The 24875-nt window shown below is 69.0% G+C and carries 25 protein-coding genes; 18 read left to right on the top strand and 7 right to left on the bottom strand.

All coding sequences use genetic code 11. The annotated features are described in order from the left end of the window. Positions 1-139 precede the first annotated feature (139 nt). Together RBS60_RS03590 and RBS60_RS03585 are read left to right on the top strand one after the other, a co-directional pair. Positions 140-604 (top strand): hypothetical protein, encoded by a 465-nt coding sequence (locus RBS60_RS03590; protein ID WP_307956154.1) that lies wholly within the window; start codon positions 140-142, stop codon positions 602-604. Beyond that, a complete protein-coding gene (locus RBS60_RS03585) occupies positions 601-2019 on the top strand; it encodes a hypothetical protein (RefSeq protein ID WP_307956153.1) in 1419 nt (472 codons plus the stop codon). The genes RBS60_RS03590 and RBS60_RS03585 overlap by 4 nt, the downstream gene beginning before the upstream one ends. Here RBS60_RS03585 and RBS60_RS03580 read toward each other — a convergent pair. Beyond that, the gene (locus RBS60_RS03580) at positions 1964-2386 is read right to left on the bottom strand and encodes a phage holin family protein (protein ID WP_307956152.1); all 423 of its coding nucleotides are present in this window, start codon (positions 2384-2386) and stop codon (positions 1964-1966) included. The two genes, RBS60_RS03585 and RBS60_RS03580, sit on opposite strands and share 56 nt — an antisense overlap. 180 nt (positions 2387-2566) lie before the next feature. Between RBS60_RS03580 and RBS60_RS03575 the strand changes: the two genes are divergently transcribed. The 5 genes from RBS60_RS03575 (at position 2567) to RBS60_RS03555 (ending at position 9196) form a co-directional block, all read left to right on the top strand. Next, positions 2567-3637, top strand: coding sequence for a histidinol-phosphate transaminase (locus tag RBS60_RS03575; protein ID WP_307956391.1), 1071 nt, complete (start codon positions 2567-2569; stop codon positions 3635-3637). 161 nt (positions 3638-3798) lie between these two features. Continuing rightward, entirely contained in the window at positions 3799-5085 is a 1287-nt protein-coding gene (locus RBS60_RS03570) for a thiamine pyrophosphate-dependent dehydrogenase E1 component subunit alpha (protein WP_307956151.1), read from the top strand. Further along, a complete protein-coding gene (locus RBS60_RS03565; protein ID WP_307956150.1) occupies positions 5085-6065 on the top strand; it encodes an alpha-ketoacid dehydrogenase subunit beta in 981 nt (326 codons plus the stop codon). Before RBS60_RS03570 ends, RBS60_RS03565 begins: the two co-directional genes overlap by 1 nt. Before the next feature lie 9 nt (positions 6066-6074). Then, the gene (locus tag RBS60_RS03560; protein WP_307956149.1) at positions 6075-7583 is read left to right on the top strand and encodes a dihydrolipoamide acetyltransferase family protein; all 1509 of its coding nucleotides are present in this window, start codon (positions 6075-6077) and stop codon (positions 7581-7583) included. A gap of 158 nt (positions 7584-7741) precedes the next feature. Continuing rightward, positions 7742-9196 (top strand): MFS transporter, encoded by a 1455-nt coding sequence (locus tag RBS60_RS03555; RefSeq protein ID WP_307956148.1) that lies wholly within the window; start codon positions 7742-7744, stop codon positions 9194-9196. 82 nt (positions 9197-9278) lie between these two features. Here RBS60_RS03555 and RBS60_RS03550 read toward each other — a convergent pair whose 3' ends face one another. Beyond that, positions 9279-9884, bottom strand: a complete 606-nt coding sequence (locus tag RBS60_RS03550) for an ester cyclase (protein ID WP_307956147.1) — start codon at positions 9882-9884, stop codon at positions 9279-9281. A gap of 150 nt (positions 9885-10034) precedes the next feature. On the opposite strand from RBS60_RS03550, the gene RBS60_RS03545 reads away from it, so the two are divergent. The 4 genes from RBS60_RS03545 to catC all read left to right on the top strand — a co-directional run bounded on the left by RBS60_RS03545 (position 10035) and on the right by catC (position 13192). Next, positions 10035-10658, top strand: coding sequence for a phosphatase PAP2 family protein (locus tag RBS60_RS03545; RefSeq protein ID WP_307956146.1), 624 nt, complete (start codon positions 10035-10037; stop codon positions 10656-10658). Positions 10659-10730: 72 nt separating this feature from the next. After that, positions 10731-11774 (top strand): LysR substrate-binding domain-containing protein, encoded by a 1044-nt coding sequence (locus RBS60_RS03540; protein WP_307956145.1) that lies wholly within the window; start codon positions 10731-10733, stop codon positions 11772-11774. After that, the gene (locus RBS60_RS03535; protein WP_307956144.1) at positions 11764-12867 is read left to right on the top strand and encodes an enolase C-terminal domain-like protein; all 1104 of its coding nucleotides are present in this window, start codon (positions 11764-11766) and stop codon (positions 12865-12867) included. The genes RBS60_RS03540 and RBS60_RS03535 overlap by 11 nt, the downstream gene beginning before the upstream one ends. Positions 12868-12913: 46 nt before the next feature. Next, the gene (gene catC, locus RBS60_RS03530; RefSeq protein WP_307956143.1) at positions 12914-13192 is read left to right on the top strand and encodes a muconolactone Delta-isomerase; all 279 of its coding nucleotides are present in this window, start codon (positions 12914-12916) and stop codon (positions 13190-13192) included. Here catC and lgt read toward each other — a convergent pair. Beyond that, positions 13155-14045 carry a prolipoprotein diacylglyceryl transferase gene (gene lgt, locus RBS60_RS03525; RefSeq protein ID WP_307956142.1) on the bottom strand — a complete coding sequence of 297 codons (891 nt, stop codon included), beginning with the start codon at positions 14043-14045 and terminating at the stop codon, positions 13155-13157. The two genes, catC and lgt, sit on opposite strands and share 38 nt — an antisense overlap. Then, positions 14042-15397: an NAD(P)/FAD-dependent oxidoreductase gene (locus tag RBS60_RS03520; protein ID WP_307956141.1), complete on the bottom strand. Its 1356-nt coding sequence runs from the start codon at positions 15395-15397 to the stop codon at positions 14042-14044. Before RBS60_RS03520 ends, lgt begins: the two co-directional genes overlap by 4 nt. A 159-nt stretch (positions 15398-15556) precedes the next feature. On the opposite strand from RBS60_RS03520, the gene RBS60_RS03515 reads away from it, so the two are divergent. The 4 genes from RBS60_RS03515 to RBS60_RS03500 all read left to right on the top strand — a co-directional run bounded on the left by RBS60_RS03515 (position 15557) and on the right by RBS60_RS03500 (position 19298). Continuing rightward, positions 15557-16012, top strand: coding sequence for a hypothetical protein (locus RBS60_RS03515; RefSeq protein ID WP_307956140.1), 456 nt, complete (start codon positions 15557-15559; stop codon positions 16010-16012). After that, positions 16009-16800, top strand: a complete 792-nt coding sequence (locus tag RBS60_RS03510; RefSeq protein WP_307956139.1) for a Crp/Fnr family transcriptional regulator — start codon at positions 16009-16011, stop codon at positions 16798-16800. The genes RBS60_RS03515 and RBS60_RS03510 overlap by 4 nt, the downstream gene beginning before the upstream one ends. A gap of 208 nt (positions 16801-17008) precedes the next feature. Next, positions 17009-17947: an ABC transporter substrate-binding protein gene (locus RBS60_RS03505; protein WP_307956138.1), complete on the top strand. Its 939-nt coding sequence runs from the start codon at positions 17009-17011 to the stop codon at positions 17945-17947. A gap of 256 nt (positions 17948-18203) precedes the next feature. Further along, positions 18204-19298, top strand: a complete 1095-nt coding sequence (locus RBS60_RS03500; protein ID WP_307956137.1) for an AraC family transcriptional regulator — start codon at positions 18204-18206, stop codon at positions 19296-19298. On the opposite strand, the gene RBS60_RS03495 is transcribed toward RBS60_RS03500, so the two are convergent. Then, a complete protein-coding gene (locus tag RBS60_RS03495; protein WP_307956136.1) occupies positions 19264-20136 on the bottom strand; it encodes an alpha/beta hydrolase in 873 nt (290 codons plus the stop codon). The two genes, RBS60_RS03500 and RBS60_RS03495, sit on opposite strands and share 35 nt — an antisense overlap. A gap of 166 nt (positions 20137-20302) precedes the next feature. Between RBS60_RS03495 and RBS60_RS03490 the strand changes: the two genes are divergently transcribed. Together RBS60_RS03490 and RBS60_RS03485 are read left to right on the top strand one after the other, a co-directional pair. Then, positions 20303-20860 (top strand): flavin reductase family protein, encoded by a 558-nt coding sequence (locus RBS60_RS03490; protein ID WP_307956135.1) that lies wholly within the window; start codon positions 20303-20305, stop codon positions 20858-20860. Positions 20861-20950: 90 nt separating this feature from the next. Next, complete coding sequence (locus tag RBS60_RS03485) at positions 20951-22546, top strand: 4-hydroxyphenylacetate 3-hydroxylase N-terminal domain-containing protein (RefSeq protein ID WP_307956134.1); 1596 nt, start codon at positions 20951-20953, stop codon at positions 22544-22546. Positions 22547-22614: 68 nt separating this feature from the next. On the opposite strand, the gene RBS60_RS03480 is transcribed toward RBS60_RS03485, so the two are convergent. Continuing rightward, the gene (locus RBS60_RS03480; protein WP_307956133.1) at positions 22615-23259 is read right to left on the bottom strand and encodes a TetR/AcrR family transcriptional regulator C-terminal domain-containing protein; all 645 of its coding nucleotides are present in this window, start codon (positions 23257-23259) and stop codon (positions 22615-22617) included. Between the two features lie 83 nt (positions 23260-23342). Here RBS60_RS03480 and RBS60_RS03475 point away from each other — a divergent pair, with 83 nt between their 5' ends. Beyond that, a complete protein-coding gene (locus RBS60_RS03475) occupies positions 23343-24563 on the top strand; it encodes a beta-ketoacyl-[acyl-carrier-protein] synthase family protein (protein WP_307956132.1) in 1221 nt (406 codons plus the stop codon). Positions 24564-24581: 18 nt separating this feature from the next. Here RBS60_RS03475 and RBS60_RS03470 read toward each other — a convergent pair whose 3' ends face one another. Beyond that, positions 24582-24857 carry a hypothetical protein gene (locus RBS60_RS03470; RefSeq protein WP_307956131.1) on the bottom strand — a complete coding sequence of 92 codons (276 nt, stop codon included), beginning with the start codon at positions 24855-24857 and terminating at the stop codon, positions 24582-24584. Between the last annotated feature and the right edge of the window lie 18 nt (positions 24858-24875).

The raw sequence follows: 24875 nt of genomic DNA, 5'->3' as shown, positions 1-24875 counted from the left end.
CTCGCCTGTCTTGTCCTCCACAGGTCTCGGGAACGGCATGTCGTCCACATACGACGCCGGGCCGCACCGCGCGCTGCCGGGGGCGCCTAGCGTCGGGGATACCGCGGCGAACGGACGCGGAGGAGTGGGGGAGGGGACCATGACCGGAACGACATGCGGCCACGACGAGGCCGAACTCCGGGCTGCGGCGACGCAGCTCGCGAAGGCCCAGGACGAGGTCGACGAGGCGCGGGCGTCCCTGGGTCGGGCCGAGGCCGTCGAATGGGGCGGCCCCGCCGCTGCCGCCTTCGGCACCTCGACCGCCGCGATTGCTGCGCGGCTGGCCGCACTCGCGGCGGGCCTGGCCGGGCTCGCCATGGTGGCGGCGGCCCTACAGGCCGACTCTGCGGCATGCTCTGGACTCCCGGGCGCGCGCGGTCCGGTCGGAGCGCCCGCGTCCGGCCCCGCCTGGCTAGTGGCAGGACGACCTGTCGGCCCCATCGCGCCCCTGCCCGCGCCCACACCCGCCCTGCGTCTTGAGACGCCGAGCGGCCCGGCCTTCACACGGGGTTCTGCCGGTCCGTCCGCTGGCCCGGGCCCCGCGGACGGGGCGGCCTGCAGATGACCGGATTCGCGGTGAGTGGTGAGGAGCTCCGGGACCCCTCGACGTTCGTCGTCACCGGTGGGGCGTCGTTCCGCGTCAATCTGGAGGCCCTCGACACGGCCATCGGCGCGCTCGCGTCGGCCGCCTCGGTGATCGCGGGCCTGCCCGTGTGCCTCGAGGCGGCCCGAGCGGCCGTATGGCGGGGTGCGTGCGCCGGAAGCGCCTCGGCAGCGGTGTTCGACGACGAGGCCGCGGCCCTCATCGGGCAGGCGGCGCGGGCGGCCCTCGACACTCGGGCCACCGCACGGGGCGTCGCCGCCGCCGCGTCCGGCTACCGCGCCGCCGAGGCGCAGATCGCCGGCGCCGCGGGCGGCCATCAGCTGATCATGCGCGGGCTCGTCTGGGGACTGGTCCCTCCGGGACTCTGGCGCGTCCCGGGGGAGGCCCCTGTGCGCGGGGGTGCCCAGAGCCTGCGGCTCCTCCTCGGTGGGGCCTCCGCGGTGCCCCCGCTCGTTCCGTGGGTCGTGGCCGGCGGGCCGCGCGACAGGATCAGCGTCGTCCGGTCCGAGGTCGCCGCGGGCTCGGAGGACGCCTCAACGTTCGCCTACGCGGGGAGGAGCCTGCAGCAGGCCCAGGGCGCGGCGACGCTCGACGACGGAACCAGCGTGCCGCCGTCGTCCGTCCTCGTGGAGCGCATCCCCAAGCCGGACGGCAGCGTGGCCGTCATCGTCACGGTGCCCGGGACGCAGACATGGTCCCCGGACGATCCCGGAGGCGGCATCTTCGACGGCGAGGGCAACCTCGACGCCATGGCCGGAAGGGACAGCCACGCGCGGCAGCTCATCGAGCGCGCGCTCGGCGACCAGCAGCTGCGCGCCGGGGACGTCGTGGTCTTCAACGCCCACAGCCAGGGCTCCCTGCACGTCTTCGGCCTGCTCGAGGATGAGGACTTCCGGAGGCGGCATCCCGTGGTCGCCGTGACAGTGCTCGGAGGTGTCCCGACGGCGTTCCGCGTTCCCGATGACGTCGCGGTGCTGAGCGTCGCGAACCGAGACGACGTGGTGCCCGGACTCTCGGGCCTCCCGCCCGTTCCGCGGCCGAACGTCGTCGATGTCCGGACCCCTTCCTACCCCGACGTCGGCAGCGGAGGGCTGCTTGACGCGGTGGTCACCGCCCACGGTCTCGATCGCTACGCCTCGGACGCCCGGGCGCTGGATGCCTCGACCGACCCCTCGGTCCGCGGCTACGCCTCGCTCCTCGGCGTCGCGGTGGGGACCGGGATCATCGGGACGGCCTCTGCCGGTGCCGGTGCGGGCCCCCGCCGCGAGCGGTTCGTCTACACGGGCACAGACACGACGACGCCGGCGACGCCGGGCGCGCCTAGTTCTTCCGCAGCCCTACGGCCCAGCCCGTCACTGCCGAGACAACCGAAATGATGATGGCGCCCAGGAAGGCGGTGAGGAAGGAATCGATCGTGAGGTGGACCGGCGTGTAGCCCGAGACCCACGCCGTCAGCCAGAGCATCGCGGCGTTGATCACGAGTGCGAACAGCCCGAGGGTCAGACAGGTGACTGGGAGGGACACGAAGCTCACAACGGGCCTGACAATCGCGTTGACCAGCCCGAAGATGAGACCGATGAACAGATAGGCGATGACAATCCCCGCGGCCGAGCTCGCGTCGCCGGCGCCGGCGTTCGCGGCGACGCCCGCGGTCGAGGACGTAGTGATATCCATGCCGGGGAGGATCCACGCGGCCACCCACAGGGCGAGCGCGCTGACGATGACGTGCAGCAGGAAGCGCATGCGCCTATGCTCGCACAGCCCACTGTGCGGCCGCAGCCGAACCTTTCCGAGGCCCGCCTGTGGGGGGCCGCTACGCTGTATGGCATGACTTCACCGCTGAACGAGCACGAAGGCGGCAGCGAGGGCACCGGTGCCTCCGCCGCCGCAGCCGGCCCCACGGGCGTCACCCCTCGCCCCGTGATGAGCCGGCTCCCCAAGTACGCCGCTGGACGACCTCCGGCCCCGGTGGAGGGGCTCACCAGCTACAAGCTCTCCTCGAACGAGAACCCGCTCGCGCCGCTGCCGGCCGTGACCGAGGCGATCGTGCACGAATCCGCCATCAACCGCTACCCCGACGCCGTCGCGACGCGGCTCCGGGACGCGCTCGGGGCCTTCCTCGATGTCCCGGCGGACGACATCGTCACCGGCGGCGGCAGCCTGGGTGCCCTGAACCAGATCCTCGCTGCCTTCGCGGGGCAGCGCGAGGACGGCACCGAGGACGAGGTCGTCTACGCGTGGCGGTCCTTCGAGGCCTACCCGATCTCGGTCGGGCTCGCGGGCGCGAAGAGCGTGCAGGTCCCCGTGCTGCCCGATGGCCGCCACGACCTCGACGCGATGCTCGCAGCGGTCACGGACCGGACCCGGGTCATCCTGCTCTGCACGCCGAACAACCCCACGGGTCCTGCCCTGCGCCGCGACGAGACGGAGCGCTTCATCCGGGCCGTCCGGAGCGACGTGCTGATCGTCATCGATGAGGCCTACCAAGAATTCGTGCGTGATCCCGAGGCCGTGGACGGTATCGCGATGTACCGCAAGTACCCGAACGTCGCCGTGCTGCGCACCTTCTCCAAGGCGCACGGCCTCGCGAACCTCCGCGTCGGATACTCCGTGTCCCACCCGGAGGTAACCCAGTACCTGCGGATCGCCGCCGTGCCGTTCGCAGTGTCCACGATTGCCGAGAGCGCCGCGATCGCGTCCCTCGAGAGCTTCGCGGATGTTGTAGGAAGGGTACAAACCCTGGTCGATGAGCGCGACCGCGTGACGGCAGGACTTCGGGAGCTCGGCTGGGACGTCCCGGACGCCCAGGGCAACTTCGTGTGGCTTTCGCTCGGCGAGGCGACACCCGATTTCGCCCAGCGCGCCGCCGCGCAGGCGCTGTCGGTGCGCGCTTTCGGCACCGAGGGAGTCCGCGTCAGCATCGGGGAGCCCGAGGCGAATACGCGTTTCCTCGACCTCTGTAGGGTTTTCACAAGGGTTCCCCAGTCTTCCTAGAAGTAATCCACTTCGCGGCGGCCCAGTTCGACTCGGTAGAGTGACTGCTGGGCCGCCGCTCATATTCCGGCATCGGAATACATTCCCTCAGGGGAATATGATGCGACGAACTCCACCCGGAGCCCCCGGGCTGGTCATTCGAAGGCAAGCGAGGAGGCGGTATGGGAGTCGAACTTCCCACTACCGAGTTCAGCGATATCCCCGATGAACTCTGGCTCGAGCTCGAGTCCCACGCCCACGACGGCGCTCAGGGCCATGCGGGCCAGGTGCAGCTCCTCGACGAGGAGGGGCGCTTCAGGTCCGAATCGAAGCTGGCCCAGTCCATCAGCACCCTGAGTGAAGATTCCCTCCGTGGTATGTACCGCGATATGGCGATGATCCGCCGGTTCGACACCGAGGCCACCGCCCTCCAGCGGCAGGGCCAGCTCGCCCTCTGGGTGCCCTTGCGCGGACAGGAAGCCGCCCAGATCGGCTCGGGCACGGCAACTCTGGCGCAGGACTATGTTTTCCCGACCTACCGCGAGCACGGTGTCGCCCTCACACGGGGAATCGACCTCGCGGACCTGCTCCGCCTCTTCCGGGGCATCTCCAACGGCGGGTGGGATCCCAGAATCACGGGCTTCCACCTCTACACGCTCGTCCTCGCCGCGCAGGTGCCGCACGCCGTCGGGTATGCGATGGGCATGCAGCGGGATGCGGCGCGCGCGGCGGCACAGACCGCGACAGCACAGACCGCTGCGGCGCCGGGGGCGGGACCCTCGGCCACGGCGGATGCTGGCGCGCCATCAGCCGAACCCGGTGCCGTCGTCGCGTACTTCGGTGACGGTGCGAGCTCCGAGGGCGATGTCCACGAGTCGATGGTGTTCGCGGCGAGCTTCAAGGCGCCCGTGGTCTTCTTCTGCCAGAACAACCAGTGGGCCATCTCGGTGCCCTCTGAGGTGCAGTCGCGCATCCCGTTGTTCAACCGGGCGAAGGGCTACGGCTTCCCGGGCGTCCGCGTGGACGGCAACGACGTGCTCGCCGTGCGTGCCGTCACCGAGTGGGCGCTCGAGCGGGCGCGCAGTGGCAAGGGACCCGTGCTCATCGAGGCGTACACCTACCGCCAGGGCGCGCACACCACGGCGGACGATCCGACCAAGTACCGGCTCAGCGACGAGGAGCAGTCCTGGGTGGCCAAGGACCCGCTCTCCCGCTTCGAGAAGTACCTCCGTGCCGAGGGCATCGCCGACGACGCGTTCTTCGCCCAGGTGGCCGCCGAGGGAGACGCGGTCGCGGCCAAGGCGCGCGCCGACGTCCTGGACTTCGTCGCTCCGTCCCTCGAGGACTCGTTCCGCAACGTCTACGCCGAGCCGCACCCGCTCATCGCCGAGGAACTCGCGTGGCACCGCGAGTACGAGGCCGGATTCGCGGACGAGAACTCCGGCAGCGCCCAGGAAGGCGGCCACTGATGCCCACCATGACCATCGCGAAGGCGATCAACGCGGGCCTCCGCGCGGCCCTGGGGCAGGACGAGACCGTCATGCTCATGGGCGAGGACATCGGAACCCTCGGCGGCGTGTACCGCGTGACGGAGGGCCTCAAGGCCGATTTCGGCGGAGAGCGCGTCATCGACAGCCCGCTGGCCGAGTCCGGGATCATCGGCACGAGCATCGGCCTCGCGCTGCGCGGTTACCGGCCCGTGGCGGAGATCCAGTTCGACGGCTTCGTGTTCCCGGGCTTCAACCAGATCACCACGCAGCTGGCCAAGATGCACTCCCGCAGCAAGGGCCAGCTCACGGTCCCCGTGACCATCCGCATCCCCTACGGCGGTGGTATCGGCTCGATCGAGCACCACTCGGAATCGCCCGAGGCGCTCTTTGCGCACACCGCTGGCCTGCGGATCGTCACGCCGTCCAACCCCCACGACGCCTACTGGATGACCCAGCAGGCCATTGCGTGCGAGGACCCGGTCATCATCTTCGAGCCGAAACGCCGGTACTGGCTCAAGGGCGAGGTGGACACCGAGGACCCCGGCGCGAGCGCCGACCCGTTCCGCGCCCACGTGGTCCGCGAGGGCACTGACGCGACGGTCGTGGTCTATGGTCCGCTTGTCCCCGTGGCGCTCGCTGCCGCCGAGGCCTCCGCGGAGGACGGCCGCAGCATCGAGGTCATCGACCTGCGATCCATCTCCCCGATCGACTTCGATGCCGTCGTGGCGTCGGTGGAGAAGACCGGCCGCCTGATCGTGGCCCACGAGGCCCCGACGTTCGGCGGTATCGGCGGCGAGATTGCGTCCCGCGTCTCGGAGCGCGCCTTCCTCGCCCTCGAGGCACCCGTGATCCGCGTGGGCGGCTTCCACATGCCCTACCCGGTGGCGAAGGTCGAGGAGCACTACCTCCCGGACATCGACCGCATCCTCGAAGCCCTCGACCGCGCGTTCGCGTACTAGGAGCATCACGTGACCCAGCAGATCTTCACCCTCCCGGACGTCGGCGAGGGCCTCACCGAGGCAGAGATCGTCTCCTGGAAGGTCAGGCCGGGTGACGTCGTCGCGATCAACGACATCATCTGCGAGATCGAGACGGCCAAGAGCCTTGTGGAGCTTCCGAGCCCTTACGCGGGCACCGTCGTCGAGCTTCTCGCCCCCGAGAACGAGACCATCGAGGTGGGCACCCCGATCATTGCGATCGGTGACGCGGCTAAGGCGCACGACGGCGGTGGCGCGCCGTCCGGCGCCCCCAGCGCCTCCGCTTCTGCCTCACCTACGGCTCCGGCGGCCGCCACCTCGGCCGAATCGCCGGTTCCAACCGTGCAGGAGCCGGGGATCGAGAGCGCTCCGCTCGTGGGCTCGGGCCCCAAGGCCGATGCGGCCAAGCGCCGCCCGCGGAAGTCGGGCGCCTCGACTCCGCTCAACCAGCGTGCGGCCGAGCCGCTCGGCCAGCGGGTTTCGGCCCCGGTCAACCAGCGGACTGCGGAGCCCCGGCCGGCTTCGACCCCGCTCAGCCAGGGTGGTGCAGAGCCGCTCGGCCAGAGGGGCGCGGAGAGCCAGCCGAACCCCGTCGTCGGCCTGCTCGCCCGCGTCCTCGCGAAGCCGCCCGTGCGGCGCATCGCGAAGGAGCTGGGCATCAACCTCGCGGACGTCCCGGGCACGGGTGCGCGCGGCGAGGTGACGCGTGCGGACCTCGAGTCCTACCAGGCGCAGCGCGAGCGCGAGCAGGACGCCGCGCCGCAGTTCTGGGACCACACGACGTCCTCGGCGCATCGGCGGATCGAGGTCATCCCTGTTCGCGGTGTGCGCAAGGCGACGGCCAAGGCGATGGTGGACTCGGCATTCAGCGCACCGCACGTGAGCATCTTCGTGGATGTCGACGCTTCACGGACCATGGAATTCGTGCAGCGGCTCAAGAAGTCCCGCGACTTCGAGGGTGTGAAGGTCTCGCCGCTGCTCATCCTCGCGAAGGCCGTCATCTGGGCAGCCGCGCGGAACCCGAGCGTGAACTCGGAGTGGGTCACCACGCCGTCGGGCGCCGACGAGGTCCACATCAAGCACTACATGAACCTCGGCATCGCCGCAGCGACGCCGCGGGGATTGCTCGTGCCGAACATCAAGGACGCGCAGGACCTCTCCCTCAAGGAGCTTGCGATCGCGCTCAACGATCTCGCGACCACGGCCCGCGCGGGCAGGACGAAGCCCGCGGATATGCAGGACGGAACGCTGACGATCACGAACATCGGTGCCCTCGGCATCGACATCGGCACCCCGATCATCAACCCGGGCGAGGTCGCGATCGTTGCGTTCGGCACGATCAAGCAGAAGCCATGGGTCGTCTCCGGCGAGGTCATCCCGCGCTGGATCACGACGCTCGGCGGCTCGTTCGACCACCGTGTGGTCGACGGCGACCTGTCCGCGCGCTTCATGGCGGACGTCGCGGCGATCATGGAGGAGCCGGCGCTCCTGCTCGACTGACTGGGCGGACGGGTGCGGCGGCCGGTCGTGTCTGACGCCGCGCCTGCCTGTGCGCGAGGCAGTGACAGCACGTCTGCCAAGGCGCACGATGGATGCGTCAGCCAGGGCACCTTCTGGCGCGTGGCGCACCACCCCTAGGCTGCGGGAGGTTGGTCCTTGTGGCTGCATCCATGGACGCTGGGGCGGTGAGCGCCGCCCCGACAGGTCCGCACATCATCGCCCGTCTCGAGCGACTCGAGGTATGGAGTCTCTCCTACCTCTTCATCGGGATCATCGGGCTGGGGTTCCTGTTCACGTTCTACGACATCTTCGACATCAACGTCTCGTTCATCCAGACGTGCATCGAGCTGAACAAGGGCTGCACGCCGGAGACGGCGCTCGAGGCGCTCCCGCTGCCAGTGCTGCTCAATCTGGCCGGCTATGTGGTCGGCACGCTGGTCCTGAGTCCGATTGCAGACCGCATCGGCCGCAGGAACATGCTCATGATCACGATGCTGATCACGGGCCTCGGCTCGCTGTACAACGCGTTCGTGGGCGACTACGCGAACTTCAACATCGCGCGCATCATCACCGGTATCGGCATCGGCGCGGACCTCGCGATCGTCAACACGTACATCAACGAGATGGCGCCGCGCCACGCCCGCGCGCGGTTCACGACGATCATCTTCATCATGTCCGCGCTCGGCGCGTTCGTGGGCATCTGGCTGGGCCTCATCCTCACGACGCCGGCCACTCCCTGGCCGCTCGGGCTGCCGTTCGCGCTCGCCGGGCCCAATTTCGAGGCTGGCTGGCGGTGGATGTACGGGGTCGGCGCGATCCTCGCCGCCGTCGCCGTCCTGTTGAGGCTCGAGCTCCCCGAGTCGCCGCGCTGGCTCATCGGCCAGGGCCGCCTCGCGGAGGCCGATGTGGTGGTGCGGGACATGGAGGTGCGGGCTTCCAAGCATGGGCCGCTCTCCGAGCCCGTGGTGACGGACGTGCACGGGGCGACCAAGCCGCCGTCGCCCGTCCCCTACCGCGACCTGTTTGGCAACCCGCTCTACGTGCGCCGCATGATCCTGCTGTTCTTCGTGTGGTTCATCGGGTACATCACGGTGTACTCGTTCGCCGCGGGGTTCACCGTGGTGCTTGCGGCCCTGCACTACCCGCCGCCCGAGGCCGGCGTGATCGCCGCGGTCGGCACGCTCGGGTTCGTGGCGGAGGCGGCGATTATGAGCGCGATCGTCGAGAAGCTCGAGCGCCGCTACTGGCTGCCGATCGGCGCCGCCGTGACGCTCATCGGCTCGCTCGTGGTCGCCGTCGCCGGGAACAACGTGGGGATCGCGTTCATCGGCGCCATCCTCATCTTCGCGGGCTTCAACCTGTGGGTGTCCCCGACGTACGCGCTCACCGCTGAGTCCTTCCCGACCCGTGCCCGGACCACAGGCTTCGCGATCGTCGACGGCGCGGGCCACATCGGCGGCGGCATCGGCGTCATGGTGATCACGCCGATCCTGCCGATGCTCTCGGTGATCGGCGCCCTGGGCCTCATCTCGGTGTTCCTCGTGATCGCCGCGATCCTCGTCCAGTTCACGCCGCACACGCGGAACAAGCATCTGGACCACATCTCGCCGTAGGGGGTGGTGACGCACGACGTCGGGGGCGCACCTGCGCGAGGTGCGCCCCGGACGTCGTACTCGCCTCAAGGCAGGAGGGGCCTCACATGAGCCCGATCTGCTGGTAGAACGTGAGGTTGTCCCAGAAGAGGAACTCCTCGTTCATGGTGCCCTGGCGGTTCCAGATGCCCACCGTGGCCATGTTGATTGCATAGGACTTGCCGGTGGGCTGGATGAAGCCGCCCTTCCCGTTCGGCATTGGCCGGGTGAATGTGCCGCGCATGACTCCGGTGACGGCGGTCAGGGAGTCGTGGGCGATCCGGATCGGGTGGACCTCGATGCGTGTGTCCGGTCCCCAGACGAAGAGGCCTGCGAGATCCTCGATGTGACGCTGGATCCCGTCGGTGTAGTGGCCGTCCGGCCAGTGCACGCGGATGTTCTCGGCGTGGCTCTCATGGAGGCGCGCCCAGTCGGCGTGGGAGAAGACTTCGAAGTCGAGAGTGTCGAACGTCTCGAGATGGTCCCTTTCTGCGTCGTTGAGGTGCATGGGGAAGGGCGGCGTGGCGACACCGCCGGCCGCGGGATCGCCCATAAGCGGCCCCGGGCCGGGCTGGTCGGCATAGGCGGCGCCCGAGGACACAGCGGTGAGGGCGAGCGCACCGAAAGCTGCAGCGCTGCCTGTCGTCAGGAGCTGGCGGCGGTTGAACATAACGAACCTCCTGTCATCCGGAGCCTCCGACTGGAGGCTCCTTGAGGGACAGTAGACCTATTTAGTTGAAGATACAAGTAAATCGAAAAGCTCACCCTCCGCCTCGGTACGCGAATGGCCGTCGGGCTCGCGCGATGGAAGACTTGGCCTGTGCCGCCTCACTCCCGTCCAGCAGCCGCCCCGCGGACCGTCCGCACCGCCGTCGCGCGTGTGCTCAGCGAGGTGTTCCAGCCGCCGTTCACGATCGCCGCCGCACTGCTGCTGAGTCCCGCGGCGAGCCCAGGATGGCCGGGAACGTGGTGGTTCGGCGGCGTGGCGGCCCTGTTCACGTGTGTGCTCCCGTTCGTGATCCTGATCGGGCTCGTGCGCGCCGGGAAGGTCGTGGACCACCATGTGAGCGAGAGGTCGCAGCGTGCGCCCGTGCTCGCGATGGCGATCGTGTGCGTGCTGGCAGGGCTCGGGCTGCTCATCGCGCTCGGGGCCCCGGCGTCCGTGCTGGCGATGGTGGCCGCCCTCATCGCAGGGATCGCGGTGCATGCCGTGGTCAGCCTGTGGTGGAAGGTCAGCGGACATGCCGCCGCCGTCTCGACGGCCGCGGTGTCGATGCTCTTGCTGTTCGGCCCCGAGTGGTGGCCCCTCGTGCTCGTGGTTCCGGCCGTAGGCTGGGCCCGCGTGATGCTGCGCGCCCACACGCCCGCGCAGGTGGTGGCGGGGGCCGTCTTCGGGCCGCTGGTGATCGTGGGGCTGTGGCAGGTCTTCCTCAACGTCCTATAAATACCGAGATCATCTGAATGACTGCATAATGGATATTTCCTCAACCTAATCCGTGGACCTACGCTGGTCACCATGGAGACGCGACACTTGAGGTACTTCGTTGCCGTCGCCGAGGAACGCCACTTCGGCCGCGCGGCCCAGCGCCTCCACATGGCCCAGCCGCCCCTGTCCCAGCAGATCAAGCAGCTAGAGGAGCAGCTCGGCGCCGCGCTGTTCGAGCGCACCACCCGCAAGGTCGAGCTCACACCCGCCGGCGAGCTTCTGCTCGAGCGGGGCCGCCGCATCCTCCAGGACCTCGAGGAGCTCGAGTCGGATGTGGTCCAGGTGGGCCGTGGCGCCGCCGGCGTGCTCCGCGTGGGCCTCTCCGGCTCGGCGACCTACCGGCTCCTCCCGCCGCTCGTGCAGCGGGTCCGCAGCGAGATGCCGGGCCTCAGGCTCACGGTGCGCGGGGAGATGCTCACGCCCCAGATGGTCGACGACCTCGAGGAGGGCAGGCTCGATGTCGCCGTCCTCCGCCCACCCGTCGACTCACCGGACGTGGAGCTCGACTACCTCGAGCAGGACCGGCTCGTCGCCGCGCTCCCTGCGGACTCGCCGTGGGGCGAACAGGCCGAACTGGACCTAGCGGAGCTCGCGGGGGAGTCCTTTGTGGGCTACCCCGCGCAGTCGGTCGTGACGAGGATCTTCCGAGACGCGTGCCGGCGCGAGGGGTTCATCCCGCGCGTAGTCCAGGAGGCTGCTGAGACCTCGACACTCTTGGCGCTCGTCGCGGCCGGGATGGGGATCGCCCTCGTCCCGATGAGCACGCGCGGCTTCGCCTTCCAGGGCATCGAGTTCCGTCCCGTCCGCAATGCACCCTCCGTCGACCTCGCGGTCGCGTGGCGCCGCGGCGAAAGGACGCCGCTCGTCCGCCGCTTCCTGACGCTCTTCGACACTGTGTCCGCACCGGGGGTTTCCCCCGCCGCCGGTGCGGACGACGGCGCGCCCTCACCGGTCGCCGTCGTCCGCACCGCACGCCTTGCCTCGCCCCCGGCGGCATCCGTTGCTGCAAGCCCGAGTGCCGCCCCCAACGCCGCCCCCAGCGCCACCCCCAAGGAGACAGCGCATGAAGATTGAGCGCATCGAGGCGATCCCGTACTCGATCCCGTACACCCATCCGCTGCGCTTCGCGAGCGGCGAGGTGCATGCGGCCGAGCACGTGCTGATCCGGATCCACACGGACGAGGGGCTCGTGGGCGTCGCCGACACACCGCCGCGCCCGTACACGTACGGCGAGACGCAGGCCTCGATCATCGCGGTGGTGCGGGACATCTTCGGCCCCCAGCTGACCGGCCTCGATCCGCTCGACCGTGGGAAGGCCCAGGCGATCATGGCGCGGACCATCCACAACGACACCGCCAAGGGTGCCGTGGACATCGCCCTGTGGGACCTCATCGGCACGTCCCTCGGAACGCCCGTGCACAAGCTGCTGGGCGGCTACGCCGATGGGATGCGGGTCTCCCACATGCTCGGCTTCAAGCCGGCCCAGGAGCTGCTCGAGGAGGCCCAGCGCTTCGGCGAGCAGTACGGCATCACCACGTTCAAGCTCAAGACCGGCCGCCGCCCTCTCGGCCTCGACGTCGAGGCCGTGCACGTGCTGCGCGAGGGGCTCGGGGATGACGTGGAGATCTACCTCGATGCCAACCGAGGCTGGACCGCGAACGAGGCCATGGAGGTGCTGCGCCGCACCGACGGCCTGGGCCTGACCGCCCTCGAGGAGCCGTGCGACGCCTCCGAGGCGATGGGCCGGCGCCGCCTCGTGGAGCAGTCGCAGATCCCGATCACGGGCGACGAGTCGGTCCCGACCCCCGGCGACGTCTCGCGCGAGCTCCTCTCGGGCGGCTGCAACGCGATCTGCATCAAGACGGCGCGCAGCGGCTTCACGCAGGCCACCGAGATCCTGGGCCTGTGCACAGGGCTCGGCGTGGACGTGACGATGGGCAACCAGATCGATACGCAGATCGGCTCACTCGCCACCGTGACGTTCGGCGCAGCGCACGAGGCGAGCCAACGCCGCGCTGGCGAGCTCTCCAACTTCCTCGACATGGCCGACGACCTCCTCGCCGAGCCGCTCACGATCCGCGACGGCGTGATCCGCGTCCGCGAAGCGCCCGGCGTCGGCGCCGAGATCGACGAGGACAAGCTCGCCCGCTACCGCCAGGACGCGTAGGGCACGCCCGCCCGACCGCTCACCCGACCCCCAAGGAGGCACCCGCATGCTGTTCATGGCCCGCATGGACGTGACGTTCCCGCCGCACTTGACCCCCGAGCAGATCGCGGACCTCCAGGCCCGCGAGAAGGAGTACTCCGGCTCGCTCCAGCACTCGGGCAAGATGGCCGGGATCTGGCGGATCGTGGGCGAGTACGCCAACCACTCGCTGTTCGATGTGGACTCCAACGACGAACTCCACGAGATCCTGAGCGGCTTCCCCATGTACCCCTACATGAAGATCAGGGTCACGCCTCTTGCGAAGCACCCGAATTCGATTCGGTGACCTCGTCGCGCCTGCCTCGGCGCATGACGACGATGAACGACACGAGGCCGCCGACGAACACGAGCCCCGCCACCCAGGTGTTGACGCGCAGGCCGAGGATGAGGTTCGCGAAGTCGGAGCGCATGAGCTCGACGATGAAGCGCCCCGACGTGTAAGCCATGACGTACAGCGCGAACTCCGCACCGCGGGGGAGCCTGAAGCGGCGGCCCAGCCAGAGGATGAGGAGACCGCCGGCCACGCTCCACAGCGCCTCGTAGAGGAACGTGGGCTGGAAGTAGCCGAGGACCACCGCGGTGCCGTCCGCGTTGTGTGCCGCGGCACCCGTGGACGGGTCCATCTGGTGGATCTCGAGGCCCCAGGGGAGGGTGGTCGGATCTCCGTAGAGCTCATTGTTGAACCAGTTGCCGAGCCTGCCGATCGCCTGCGCGAACAGCAGCCCGGGCGCGAGCGCGTCGGCGAAGGCAGGCAGCGGCACCTTGGCGCGGCGGCACCCGATCCATGCGCCCAGGCCGCCGAGGGCTATTGCCCCCCAGATCCCGAGGCCGCCGTCCCAGATCGCAAACGCGTTCCACGGGTTCCTCCCCGGCAGGAAGTACAGCTCGGGGTCCGTGATGACGTGGTAGATGCGTCCGCCCACGATCCCGAACGGCACGGCCCACAGGGCGATGTCGAGGGGCTGGCCCGACTCGCGGCCGCGCTTCACCCAACGCCGCTCCGTGAGCCACCACGCGAGGATGATGCCCGCGATGATGCACAGCGCGTAGAAGTGGATTGACAGCGGGCCGATCTGGATTGCGTTGACGGTCGGCGAGGGCAGGTAGGCCGGGACCGCCGCGGCCGCCAGCGCCGTCATGCGAGCTTCCGCACGGCGTCTTCGACGGCACGGTGGAACGTGGGGTACGCGTAGATCATCTGCCTCAATCTGGTCAGCGGCGTCCGTTCGTGGACGGCGAGGGTGAGCATCGAGAGCACCTCGCCTCCCGTCGGGCCCGCCGAGGTGGCGCCGACGAGGATGCCGCGGTCGATGTCCGCGACGAGTTTGATGATCCCACGGTTCCCTGACTTGTGGATCCAGCCGCGGGTGGAATCAGGGATCTGCGAGATCGCGGTGGCGACGGAGAGCCCCTGCTCCCGCGCCTGCTGCTCGGTGAGGCCGACGGCGCCCACTTCAGGGTCCGTGAACGTCACCCGGGGTACGGCGTGGTACTCGGCGGCAGCCGTGGCGTCCCCGAGGATGTGGGCGGCGGCGATTCCGGCCTGGTACATCGACATGTGCGTGAACGCTCCGTGGCCGGTGATGTCGCCGATCGCGTAGACGCCGTCGGCGATGCGCAGATGCGGGTCGGTCTCGACCGTGCGGCGCGTCGTGTCGAGGCCGAGGGAGGCCAGCCCGAGCCGCTCGAGGTCCACCCTGCGGCCCGTCGCAACCAAGAGGCGCTCCGCGGTCAGCCCGCGGCCTCCCGCCTGGACCGTGAAAGACGTCCCATCGTGGCCCACGGACTCGGCCGCGGTCCCCGTGCGGACGTCAAGGCCCTCGGCCTTGAGCACGTCTTCCACGAGCGCACTCGACTCGGGCTCCTCGAGCGGGAGGATCCGGTCCAGCGCCTCGAGCACGGTGACCCGCGTGCCGAAGCGTGAGAACGACTGCGCGAGTTCAAGCCCCACCGCGCCGCCGCCCAGCACGATGAGCGATTCGGGGGCTGCCGTCGCGGCGACCGCTTCTCGGTTCGTCCAGAACGGCGTGCCGGCCAGACCTGGGATTGGCGGGACGGCGGGGTCGGTTCCCGTGTTGAGGAGGATCGCTCTGCCGGCCTCGAACTCCCGTTCGCCGACGCGCACGGTCCTCGGGCCCGTCACCTTTGCGGTTCCGCGGACAAGGCGCCCGCCCGCCTTCTCGAAGCGTTCGACGGCGACCGTGTCGTCCCACGTGTCCGTCGCCTCCTCGCGGATGCGCTTGGCGACGGGCGCGAAGTCGGGCACGGCATCGGCAGCTCCTGCCAGGTCGGCGACGCGCCGGGCCTCGGCGAGCGAGTCCGCGGCCCGGATCATCATCTTCGTGGGAATGCAGCCGTAGTACGGGCATTCGCCGCCCACGAGGTTCTTTTCGATCCCGACCACCGTGAGCCCGGCCCGCGCGAGCTGCGCGGCGGCTGATTCCCCGCCGGGACCCATGCCGATCACAATGACGTCTGCCGATTCGGCCATGGCCGACTCCTTCTCTGTGGGGTGGTGCTTCCCTAACCATCCTCCGCTTATGTGCATGATCCGTTCTGTGCACTCGTTCACAGAACCGCGCCGCCGGCGTGCGTAGCGTCAGCTTCATCGGCGGATCCGCCGACCAGAATCCAGGGAAGGCAGGAAGTCATGTCAGCTTCAATGTCAGCGCAGCATGCGGGAAGCGTCACATCGACCTGGGGTCGCCGCGCGGCGGCCGGGGTGCTCGGGGGCTTGGCGGGAGGCGTGGTATTCGGCATGCTCATGGCCATGATGGGAATGCTCACGACGATCGCCTCGATGGTGGGATCGCACTCGGCGTGGGTCGGGTTCGGTGTCCACCTCATGATCTCGGTGGTCTACGGGCTGGTCCTGACGTTGCTCTTCACCCGGTTCCTGCGCTCGTACGGAAGGGCGGCGGCGTCTGGGGCCGTGTTCGGCGTGGTCCTGTGGGTGATCGGCCCGCTCATGGTAATGCCGATCATGCTCGGCATGCAGGTGTTCTCCATGGACGCCACCGCGATGATGTCCCTGATGGGCCACCTCGTCTATGGCATCCTCGCCGCGCTGGTCGCCGTGCGGGTGCTCAAGGCCCGCAGGGCATGAACGAGGAGTGCGGCGCTGAGCTCGCCTCCGGGGCAGGGAAGGCACGTCCCTGGTCCCCGGAGGCGCGCGAGGCCGATCCGTTCGACCCGCTGCTCGCATCAGGCGCCTTCGCGTGCCTGACCGAGGTGGACCTGTTTGCGGACCTCTCGGCAGCCGAGGTGGCCGAGATGGACCTCATGGCGCCGTCCAAGCTCCTCCGCCGCGGCGAACTGCTCTACAGCCAGGCCCAGCCGGTCAGCGCCCTGTTCATCCTCAAGACCGGCCGCATCCGGGTGTTCCGGGTCGCCGAGGACGGCAAGGCCCTGACCCTGGCGATCCTCGAACCCGGCGCCGTGTTCGGCGAGATGGTGCTCGTGGGCCAGCGCATGTACGACTCCTACGCCGAGGCGATCGAGGACTCCCGCGTGTGCCAGCTCGGGGTGGAAGACGTCGAGCGCTTCCTCCTCTCGGATCCCCGCATCGCCGTGCGGGTCTCGCGACTCCTCGGCGAGCGGGTAGCGGAGCTCGAGGGGCGCCTCGCCGACCTCGCCCTCCGGCCGCTCCCTGCCCGGGTCGCCTCCACGCTCCTGAGCATGGCCGGATCTCCGGCGCCCTCCCGGTTCGGGCGCACGACGCCGACCGTGCGGCTCACGCACGAGCAGGTCGCGGGGCTTCTGGGCGCCACCCGCGAGGCCACGAGCAAGGTCCTCTCCGAGTTCGCCTCCCGTGGGCTCATCCGGCAGGGCCGTGGCCGGATCGGCCTCCAGGACCCTGCAGGGCTGCGCGCGATCGCCCGCGGTCCCCAGTGACTCTGACCGGAAGAATCATCGCCTTCGATCAGGGAAGCGGCACTACCATCCGAGAAGAAGCGCTATGAGTCTGGAAACGAGCTTGCCGCGTCTGTTCGGTCGTACGCCGCGGCAGTCCGGGCCGAGATCCATGCCCGGATGATCGGATTCGCCTCATCGCGGCTCGTAAGCCCAACCCGCAATCCACGACACCCGGAGGACCCCGACCATGACACTGCCACACCGCCTTCCGCGGCTAGCGTCCCTCGCCGCCCTGCCGATCCTCGCCCTGACGTTGTCCGCCTGCGGAGGCGGCGGCAGTCCCCTCTCGACGTCCTCGGGCTCCGCCTCCGCGGGCGCACCGCTCGTCGTCGGCTCGGCGAACTTCACCGAGAGCGAGATCCTCGCTGACGTCTATGCCGGTGCGCTCAACGCCGCAGGCGTCCAGGCAACGACCAAGACCGGGATCGGCTCCCGCGAGGTCTACATCAAGGCACTCCAGGACGGCTCGATCGACCTCATTCCGGACTATTCGGGCAACCTCCTGCGGTACTTCGACAAGAACGCCACAGTGAGCAGCCCCGCAGACGTTATGGCGGCGCTGCCAGGCAAGACACCGCAGGGGCTCGCGGTCCTGAACCCCGCCAACGCCGAGGACAAGGACTCGATCGTTGTCACCCAGGCGACTGCTGACAAGTACGGGCTCAAGAGCCTTGCGGACCTCGGCAAGGTCTGCAGCGAGATCGCCCTCGGCATGCCGCCCGAGGCCAAGGATCGTCCGCAGGGCCTGCCCGGGCTCAAGTCCAAGTACGGCTGCGAGCCGAAGCAGTTCGTTCCGATGAGCGACGGCGGCGGCCCCGTCACGCTCAAGGCGCTCCTGGACAACCAGATCCAGGCGGCGGACATCTTCACGACCTCGCCACTCATCGCCCAGAACCATCTCGTGACCCTCGAGGACCCGCAGAACCTCTATGCGTCCCAGCAGGTGATCCCGCTGGTCCGGGCCGACCGGGTCGGGGACAAGGCGAAGCAGACTCTCAACAAGGTCCAGACTGCGCTCACCACGGCGGACCTGGTCAAGCTCAACGACGAGGTGTCAGGCTCCGCCAAGCAGGATCCGAAGGCCGCCGCGGACGCGTGGCTCAAGGAGAAGGGCCTCGCTGGCTGACGCGCGCCGGGGCCACCGTCATCTCCCCGTCGGTGAGTGTGGCCCCGGCGGCCCGAAAGGGTGCGGGAGGCTGGCCCCTGCGGAAGGCGCCATCCGTAGTGTGGGCTGCCTCGTCTGCACTGCCTTCAACTCAGCGGAAGCGGATGGTTCACCCGGTGCGCGGGCCTGCCTACAGTCGATCCGGCAGCGCACTGAGTGACATGGATCACAGAGGGGTCAGGCCGCTCCCTTTGCGACGTCAAGGAGTTGAGGCGCGATGACAGAGGTCGGCAGGCAGTCGGGGGTCCACGCGACGGGAACTGCCCGCGCGCGGTCACTGAAGTTCTCGACCGACGGGATTCCCGCCGCCAACCGGGTCGAGCTGTGGACGATCCACAACGCGAAGGCGCTCATCGCACTCGACATCCGGACCATGGACGATTCGCCCCTCACGGCGGCTGAGATCAACCTGCATTTCCCTTCGATCAAACTGGCCCAGGTGCGGGGCAGCGCGCAGGTGATCGAGCGGAACGAGCCATACATCCGCAAGCATCCGACGGAAGTCATCGGCGTGTTCTTCGCGCTCAAGGGCGAGGCTTTCTTCTACTACCCGGGCGGGTTCGAGACCCTCAGACCGGGTCAGGCCGTCATCTACGACGCAGACCAGCCGTACATGCGCGGGTTCCACCGCGGCGTCGAAGAGATGGTCCTGACCATCCCGCGCGACGACTACCTCGCGCTCTCCGGAGGCAAGCCGCTCCTGCGGCCTGTGGTCGTCGACTTCCATGAGGCCGGTCCGGCGAACCGGCACATGCTCGCGCTTGCGCGGCTCGTCCGGGACGCGCTCGCCGAGGGGATGGGTGCCGGGGCCACAGGTGGGACTCCGCTCGACTCAGGTGCCGTCGAGTCGACATCCCTCGAACTCCTTCGCCTCCTCGTGGCAGGGCGGGGCGGGGGAACGCCCGAGGGGTACCTTGCCGCGGCCAAGTGCTTCATCGAAGACCACCTCGGTGATCCCGGTCTGTGCCCGGCCCAAGTGGCCGACGCCGTCGGCATCAGCGAGCGGCACCTCACCCGCGTGTTCGCCGAGGCGGGCGAGCCCCCTGCCGCCTACGTTATGAGACGCCGCCTCGAACGCGCCCGCGCCATCCTCGCCGACGGTTCAGAGCGCACGACGCCGATCGCGGCGCTGGCTTCCCGGTGCGGCTTCTCCTCGCAGGCCTACTTTGCCCGCGTGTTCAAGGCCCGCTTCGGCACAACGCCGCTCAAGGCCAGGCGCGAGGCATGCAGTGAGGGTCTTGTGCTTCCCGCACATGACCCGCTGTTGGGCGGGACGTTCAACCCTCAAGGAATCGGATCGGAAGGGGGCTGACGCGGTCGGGTAACTCGTAATGAGCGAGGTGCCCCGCGCCCTCGATCTCGTGATATTCGATACCGGGCACCAGCTCACGCAGCCTGCTCATAGATGCCCTCGGAATCTTCTGATCCTGCGCCCCGTAGGTGAGCAGCACGGGGATGCCCTGGGCCCCGATGCTTCGGTAGCAGGAGGTAGCGTCATGCAAGGCGTCGCCTCTCAGGTTGGCCAGGATCGCCCTGCGCTTTCCGCGATAGCGGAACTGCTCGATGACCTCGCGTTCGAGTGAGGCCCTCGTCTCAGGTGAGACGAGGGCGTCCGAGAGGTCTGCGAGCTTGCGGTCGCTCATCATCTGCAGGACGAGTTCCCCGACAATGGGCCGGACGAGGAGCCTGTATGCCGCGCCGTCTTGCCCCGGGAGCTGATCGAAGAACGGTGCCAGGAGGGCGAGCCTGCTGACGGCGCCTGGACGCTCTGCCGTGAAGCAGGCGGCGATGCTTCCCCCCTGAGACGTACCCACCACGCGGACCGGCTCCGCGATACCAAGACGGTTCAACAACTCCGTCAGCTGCACGTTGTAGAAATGGCGGTCGTATCTCTTCAGTTCCGGCCTGTCCGAGAAGCCGTGACCGAAAAGGTCGTATCGGAGCACCCGGAAACCCACCTCGCACAGAGGCCCGACCGTCTGATTCCAGGTAATGTAGGGTGCCGCGTTGCCATGGATCAGGACGACGGTCTTGGCACCCGAGTCGCCGCGGAGTTCGTAGTGTGTAACGCCTGCCGAAAGCTTTACGAAACTGCCGGGCAGGCTGCCTCGTGTCTCGTCCGTCAGAGCCTGCCGTCGGGTGCCCAACATCTCCACTCCTGCCCGTGCCGTTAGCAGCGAGTATGGGGTGCCTCGGACATCCTGTATCGGGTCAAAGGCCCCTCGTTTTTGCACTTGTCGGACGCGTTTTTGACCCTCGGGGACCAGACAGGCGATAGGGCCACAAGACCACTTGTGATCCTGAACACTCGACGGCATGGCAACTACCTCCATTGATCCCCGCGATCTGCGGCACGCGTTCGGGCGCTTCGGCACCGGCGTCACGGTCGTCACGACCCGCAACGACGAGGGCGAGGCCCATGGCGCCACCGTGAGCGCGTTCACCTCCGTTTCCCTCGACCCGCCGCTCGCGCAGGTCACGCTCATGCGCGAATCCAAGCTGTCGACCTACGTGGCTGGGCAGCCGTTCGCGATCAACATCATGAGCGCCGCGCAGCAGGCAACGTGCCTGCATTTCGCGGGCAAGCCGATGACCGACGGCCCGGTGTGGGGTGCGAGCGCCACGGGTGTCCCCGTCCTCGCGGGCAACGCGGCGACCCTCGAGTGCCGTCCGTGGGCCGTGTACGACGGCGGCGATCACCTCATCGTCGTCGGCGAGGTCGTTGCCCTCGAGATCACACCGGGTGCCCCCCTGTTGTTCTTCGGAGGGAAGTTCCACCACCTCGGCGGCCTCGTCGGCGGGGCTCCGTGGGACTTCTGCGGCGACGGCCACCTCACCCAGTTCACGTCCGTTCCGCAGTTCGCCGCCGTCTAACCCCAGACCAGAACCCGAGCCCAAGGCCTCACCCGCCCACCCCAGGCCGCGGCAGCGCCGCCGTCGACCTCACGAAAGGAAAGCTCCACCATGACCGAAACCCTCGAGAACCCCACGAACACCATCCCGGACATGAGCGCCCGCACCACGCCGGCCAACCCCCTCAAGCCGCAGACCGGCGACGAGTACATCGCCTCCCTCCAGGACGGCCGCGAGGTGTGGATCTACGGCGAGCGCGTCAAGGACGTCACGACCCACCCCGCCTTCCGCAACTCGGTGCGCATGGTCGCGCGCCTGTACGACGGGTTCCACCACGACGAGACGGCGGGCAAGCTGCTCGTCCCCACGGACACCGGCTCCGGGGGCCTCACGCACCCCTTCTTCAAGGCCGCCCGAAGCGTCGAGGACCTGAAGGCCTCGCGCACCGCGATCGAGACGTGGGCGCGGATGTCCTACGGCTGGCTTGGCCGCTCGCCGGACTACAAGGGCTCCTTCCTCGGAACCCTCGGCGGCATGCCCGAGTATTACGAGCCGTACCAGGACAATGCCAACCGCTGGTACAAGGAGTCCCAGGAAAAGGTCCTGTACTGGAACCACGCGATCGTCAACCCTCCGGTGGACCGCCACCTTCCCCCGGAGGAAGCCGGGGACGTGTTCATGAAGGTCCACAAGGAGACCGACGCGGGGCTCATCGTCTCCGGTGCCAAGGTGGTGGCGACCGGCTCCGCGATCACGCAGTACAACTTCATCGCGCACTACGGGCTTCCGATCAAGCGCAAGGAGTTCGCGCTCATCTGCACCGTCCCCATGGACTCTCCCGGGGTGAAGCTGATCTCGCGCGCCTCATACTCCCACCAGGCCGCAGTGATGGGCACGCCGTTCGACTACCCGCTCTCCTCGAGGCTGGACGAGAACGACGCCGTGTTCGTGTTCGACAACGTGCTCGTCCCATGGGAGAACGTCTTCTCCTACGGCGACATCGACAAGATGAACAACTTCACCCCGGCCACGGGCTTCCTCAACCGCTTCTCGTTCCAGGGCGTGATCCGCCTGGCGGTGAAGCTCGACTTCATCGCGGGACTCCTGCTCAAGGCTCTCGAGATCACGGGCACCAAGGACTTCCGCGGCGTGCAGACGCGCGCCGGCGAGGTGATCGCCTGGCGCAACATGTTCTACGCTCTCGCCGACGGGATGGCGCTCAACCCGGATGCGGGCCCCAACGGGACAGTCCTGCCCAAGGTCGACTACGCGATGGCCTATCGGGTCTTCATGTCGGTCGGCTACCCGCGGATCAAGGAGATCATCGAGCAGGACGTGGCCTCAGGGCTCATCTATCTCAACTCGAGCGCGCTCGATTTCAAGACCCCGGAGATCCGCCCGTACCTCGACAAGTACATCCGCGGCTCCGAGGGGGTCCAGGCCGTAGACCGCGTCAAGCTCATGAAGCTGCTGTGGGACGCGATCGGCACCGAGTTCGGAGGCCGGCACGAGCTCTACGAGCGCAATTACGCCGGCAACCACGAGGGGGTCAAGCTCGAGACCCTCATGGTCGCCGAGGCCAACGGCACCACTGCCGCCATGAAGGGGCTGGCCGATGCATGCCTTGCCGAGTACGACCTCGACGGCTGGACCGTGCCGGACCTCATCAACAACGACGACGTGAGCATCTTCCTCAACCGTCGCTGACGCCCGCCATCCAGAGCGTGGCCCCCGGACTCCGGGGGCCACGTTCTGTCTTGTCGCCCTGTCCGCGATCAGCCGCGCTCGCGGATGGTGAGTGTTCCCGCGAGGTCGAGGTCCGCGTGTGTGCCGGGGTACCCGGACTCGGCGATGAGGATGGCGCCGAACGCGGCGGCCCAGAACGTCTTGACCTCCTGACGCGAACTCCGGTCGATCAGCCAACCGCGCAGGCCGAGGACGTTCTCGAGGTGACGCTCGGACATGCGGAACAGCAGGCTCAGGTGGCCTTTGACCACGGGCCCGAGCGCCGGTTTGGCCCGAGCGAGCGCGAGCGCGCTGATGACCACCGGGAGGGAAGGCGTCACGAGCACGGTCCGGGCGACGGCCCGTCGGAACGCCTCGGCCGTGGAAAGCCGCATCCCCACGCCCTCGATCCTGCCCGCGTCCCGCAGGAGCAGTGCAAACGCGGAGTGGATGAACAGCGAGTCCTTGGACCCGAAGTGGTAGGTGATCTGGTTCGGGAACACCCCCGCGGCGGCCGCGATCTCGCTCACTGTGACCTTGTCCGATGGGCGCGCCGCAAACAGCGCGGCGGCAGCGTCGATGATGCGGTTCCGGGTACGGGCGCCGCGGCGCTTCGTCGGGAAGAGGCGGCGCACCCGTGCTCCGTTTGTGTCGCTCGACTGCTCAGTGCGGGGCTCGGTCTCGACGGTGCGCATGGAGGAATTGTATGCTGTACAAACTGAGCTCTTCTTGTATCGCATACAAATGCGGTCGGGTCCTTGGTCTGATCGGAGGAACTGTGGCCCAGACAGCGGTCGTCATCACGGGAATGGGTGCGACGACGCCCCTCGGGGGCACCGTCCCGGAACTCTGGGACGGCATGCTTGCGCTGCGCTCCGGCGTGCGATCGCTCCGCGGCGAGGGGTTCGACGCTCTGCCCGTGCACATCGCGGCGACCCTCGCGGTCGAGCCCGAGTCCGCCATGCCCCCGGTTCAGGCCCGCCGCCTCGACCGCAGCCAGCAGGCCGCGGTGATCGCCGCTCGCGAGGCGTGGGCCGACGCCGGGTTGCCGGATGTCGACGGCGACCGGCTCGCCGTCGTGATCGGGACGGGCATCGGCGGCGTCCTGACACTCCTCGGCCAGGATGACGTCCTCGAGCGCTCCGGCCCGCGCCGCGTCTCCCCGCGCACAGTTCCCATGCTCATGGCCAACGCGGCCGCAGCCCAGGTGAGCATCGAGTTCGGGGCCCGGGCGGCGGCGTGCGCGCCCACGTCCGCTTGCGCCTCGGGCGCCGAGGCGCTTGTCCAGGCTGCACGGCTCATCGAGTGCGGGGAGGCGGATATCGTGATCGCCGGAGGCGCCGAGGCCGCCATCACGCCCCTGACGATCGCCGGGTTCGCCCAGATCGGTGCCCTCTCGAAGGATCCGGGGAACCCGGAAGCCGCCTCCCGCCCGTTCGACGTGAACCGGACTGGATTTGTCCTCGGCGAGGGCGCCGGCATCGTCATCCTCGAGCGGGCCGACCACGCCCGCGCGCGCGGAGCGAGGATCCGTGCGGTCCTCGCCGGCTACGGCGTCACGGCGGACGCGTTCCACATCACCGGAACGGACCCGGAGGGGGTCGGCCAGATCAAGGCCATCCGCAAGGCCCTCGTGAAGGCCGGACTGGCGCCCGCGGACGTCCAGCACGTCAACGCCCATGCCACGGCGACCACGGTGGGCGACGTGAGCGAGGCGCTCGCCGTCCGCGAGGCCCTCGGCGAGCACGTGGCCGTGACGGCGCCCAAGGGCGCCCTCGGCCACCTCGTCGGAGCGGCGGGCGCCGTCGAGGCGATCCTGACCGCGCTCACGCTCGAGTCGGGCGTCATTCCCGCGACCCGCAACCTCGAGAAGCTCGACCCGGCGATCGACATCGATGTCGTGACCGATGCCCCGCGTCAGGCCCGCGTCGAAGCCGCAGTCTCCAATTCGTTCGGATTCGGCGGCCACAACGTGAGCCTCCTGCTCACGCGTCCGTAGCGCGGGCTTCCCGCAGGGTCACCAGAGGCGCGACTGGTCCATGAGGAGCCGGCGGCGCACCTCGTCCCGCTCGGCGTCGAGGCCAGCTTCCCGTTCGGCGGCAGAGCGCCATCCGCGCACGACGGCGCCCGCCGCGCGCCGCAGCCAGCTCGCCTCGGGTCCGCGAGGCACGGCGCCGCGAGGCACGGCGCCGTAAGACGCGGCCTCATCCGCGCGCGCGGCCTCGATGGCGCTCACTTCGCGCTCGACGCGTTCCTCGAACGCGTCGAGCTGGGCCCCCGTCAGCCTGGGCACAGGGACGTCCGCCCTTAT

It is taken from the genome of Sinomonas sp. ASV486 (assembly GCF_030908215.1).
Taxonomy (GTDB): domain Bacteria; phylum Actinomycetota; class Actinomycetes; order Actinomycetales; family Micrococcaceae; genus Sinomonas; species Sinomonas puerhi.
Note: the sequence above shows the minus strand (reverse complement) of the source record. Positions and strands in the feature narration are given on the sequence as shown.

What these genes read in the sequence shown, in the direction of transcription:
- RBS60_RS03565 (WP_307956150.1), top strand. Translation starts at nt 5,085, where the DNA reads ATGCCCACCATGACCATCGCGAAGGCGATCAACGCGGGCCTCCGCGCG.
- RBS60_RS03485 (WP_307956134.1), top strand. Translation starts at nt 20,951, where the DNA reads ATGACCGAAACCCTCGAGAACCCCACGAACACCATCCCGGACATGAGC.
- RBS60_RS03535 (WP_307956144.1), top strand. Translation starts at nt 11,764, where the DNA reads ATGAAGATTGAGCGCATCGAGGCGATCCCGTACTCGATCCCGTACACC.
- RBS60_RS03510 (WP_307956139.1), top strand. Translation starts at nt 16,009, where the DNA reads ATGAACGAGGAGTGCGGCGCTGAGCTCGCCTCCGGGGCAGGGAAGGCA.
- RBS60_RS03575 (WP_307956391.1), top strand. Translation starts at nt 2,567, where the DNA reads ATGAGCCGGCTCCCCAAGTACGCCGCTGGACGACCTCCGGCCCCGGTG.
- RBS60_RS03520 (WP_307956141.1), bottom strand. Translation starts at nt 15,397, where the DNA reads ATGGCCGAATCGGCAGACGTCATTGTGATCGGCATGGGTCCCGGCGGG.
- RBS60_RS03515 (WP_307956140.1), top strand. Translation starts at nt 15,557, where the DNA reads ATGTCAGCTTCAATGTCAGCGCAGCATGCGGGAAGCGTCACATCGACC.
- RBS60_RS03540 (WP_307956145.1), top strand. Translation starts at nt 10,731, where the DNA reads ATGGAGACGCGACACTTGAGGTACTTCGTTGCCGTCGCCGAGGAACGC.
- RBS60_RS03570 (WP_307956151.1), top strand. Translation starts at nt 3,799, where the DNA reads ATGGGAGTCGAACTTCCCACTACCGAGTTCAGCGATATCCCCGATGAA.
- RBS60_RS03590 (WP_307956154.1), top strand. Translation starts at nt 140, where the DNA reads ATGACCGGAACGACATGCGGCCACGACGAGGCCGAACTCCGGGCTGCG.
- RBS60_RS03585 (WP_307956153.1), top strand. Translation starts at nt 601, where the DNA reads ATGACCGGATTCGCGGTGAGTGGTGAGGAGCTCCGGGACCCCTCGACG.
- RBS60_RS03580 (WP_307956152.1), bottom strand. Translation starts at nt 2,386, where the DNA reads ATGCGCTTCCTGCTGCACGTCATCGTCAGCGCGCTCGCCCTGTGGGTG.
- RBS60_RS03505 (WP_307956138.1), top strand. Translation starts at nt 17,009, where the DNA reads ATGACACTGCCACACCGCCTTCCGCGGCTAGCGTCCCTCGCCGCCCTG.
- RBS60_RS03480 (WP_307956133.1), bottom strand. Translation starts at nt 23,259, where the DNA reads ATGCGCACCGTCGAGACCGAGCCCCGCACTGAGCAGTCGAGCGACACA.
- RBS60_RS03495 (WP_307956136.1), bottom strand. Translation starts at nt 20,136, where the DNA reads ATGTTGGGCACCCGACGGCAGGCTCTGACGGACGAGACACGAGGCAGC.
- RBS60_RS03500 (WP_307956137.1), top strand. Translation starts at nt 18,204, where the DNA reads ATGACAGAGGTCGGCAGGCAGTCGGGGGTCCACGCGACGGGAACTGCC.
- catC (WP_307956143.1), top strand. Translation starts at nt 12,914, where the DNA reads ATGCTGTTCATGGCCCGCATGGACGTGACGTTCCCGCCGCACTTGACC.
- lgt (WP_307956142.1), bottom strand. Translation starts at nt 14,045, where the DNA reads ATGACGGCGCTGGCGGCCGCGGCGGTCCCGGCCTACCTGCCCTCGCCG.
- RBS60_RS03490 (WP_307956135.1), top strand. Translation starts at nt 20,303, where the DNA reads ATGGCAACTACCTCCATTGATCCCCGCGATCTGCGGCACGCGTTCGGG.
- RBS60_RS03550 (WP_307956147.1), bottom strand. Translation starts at nt 9,884, where the DNA reads ATGTTCAACCGCCGCCAGCTCCTGACGACAGGCAGCGCTGCAGCTTTC.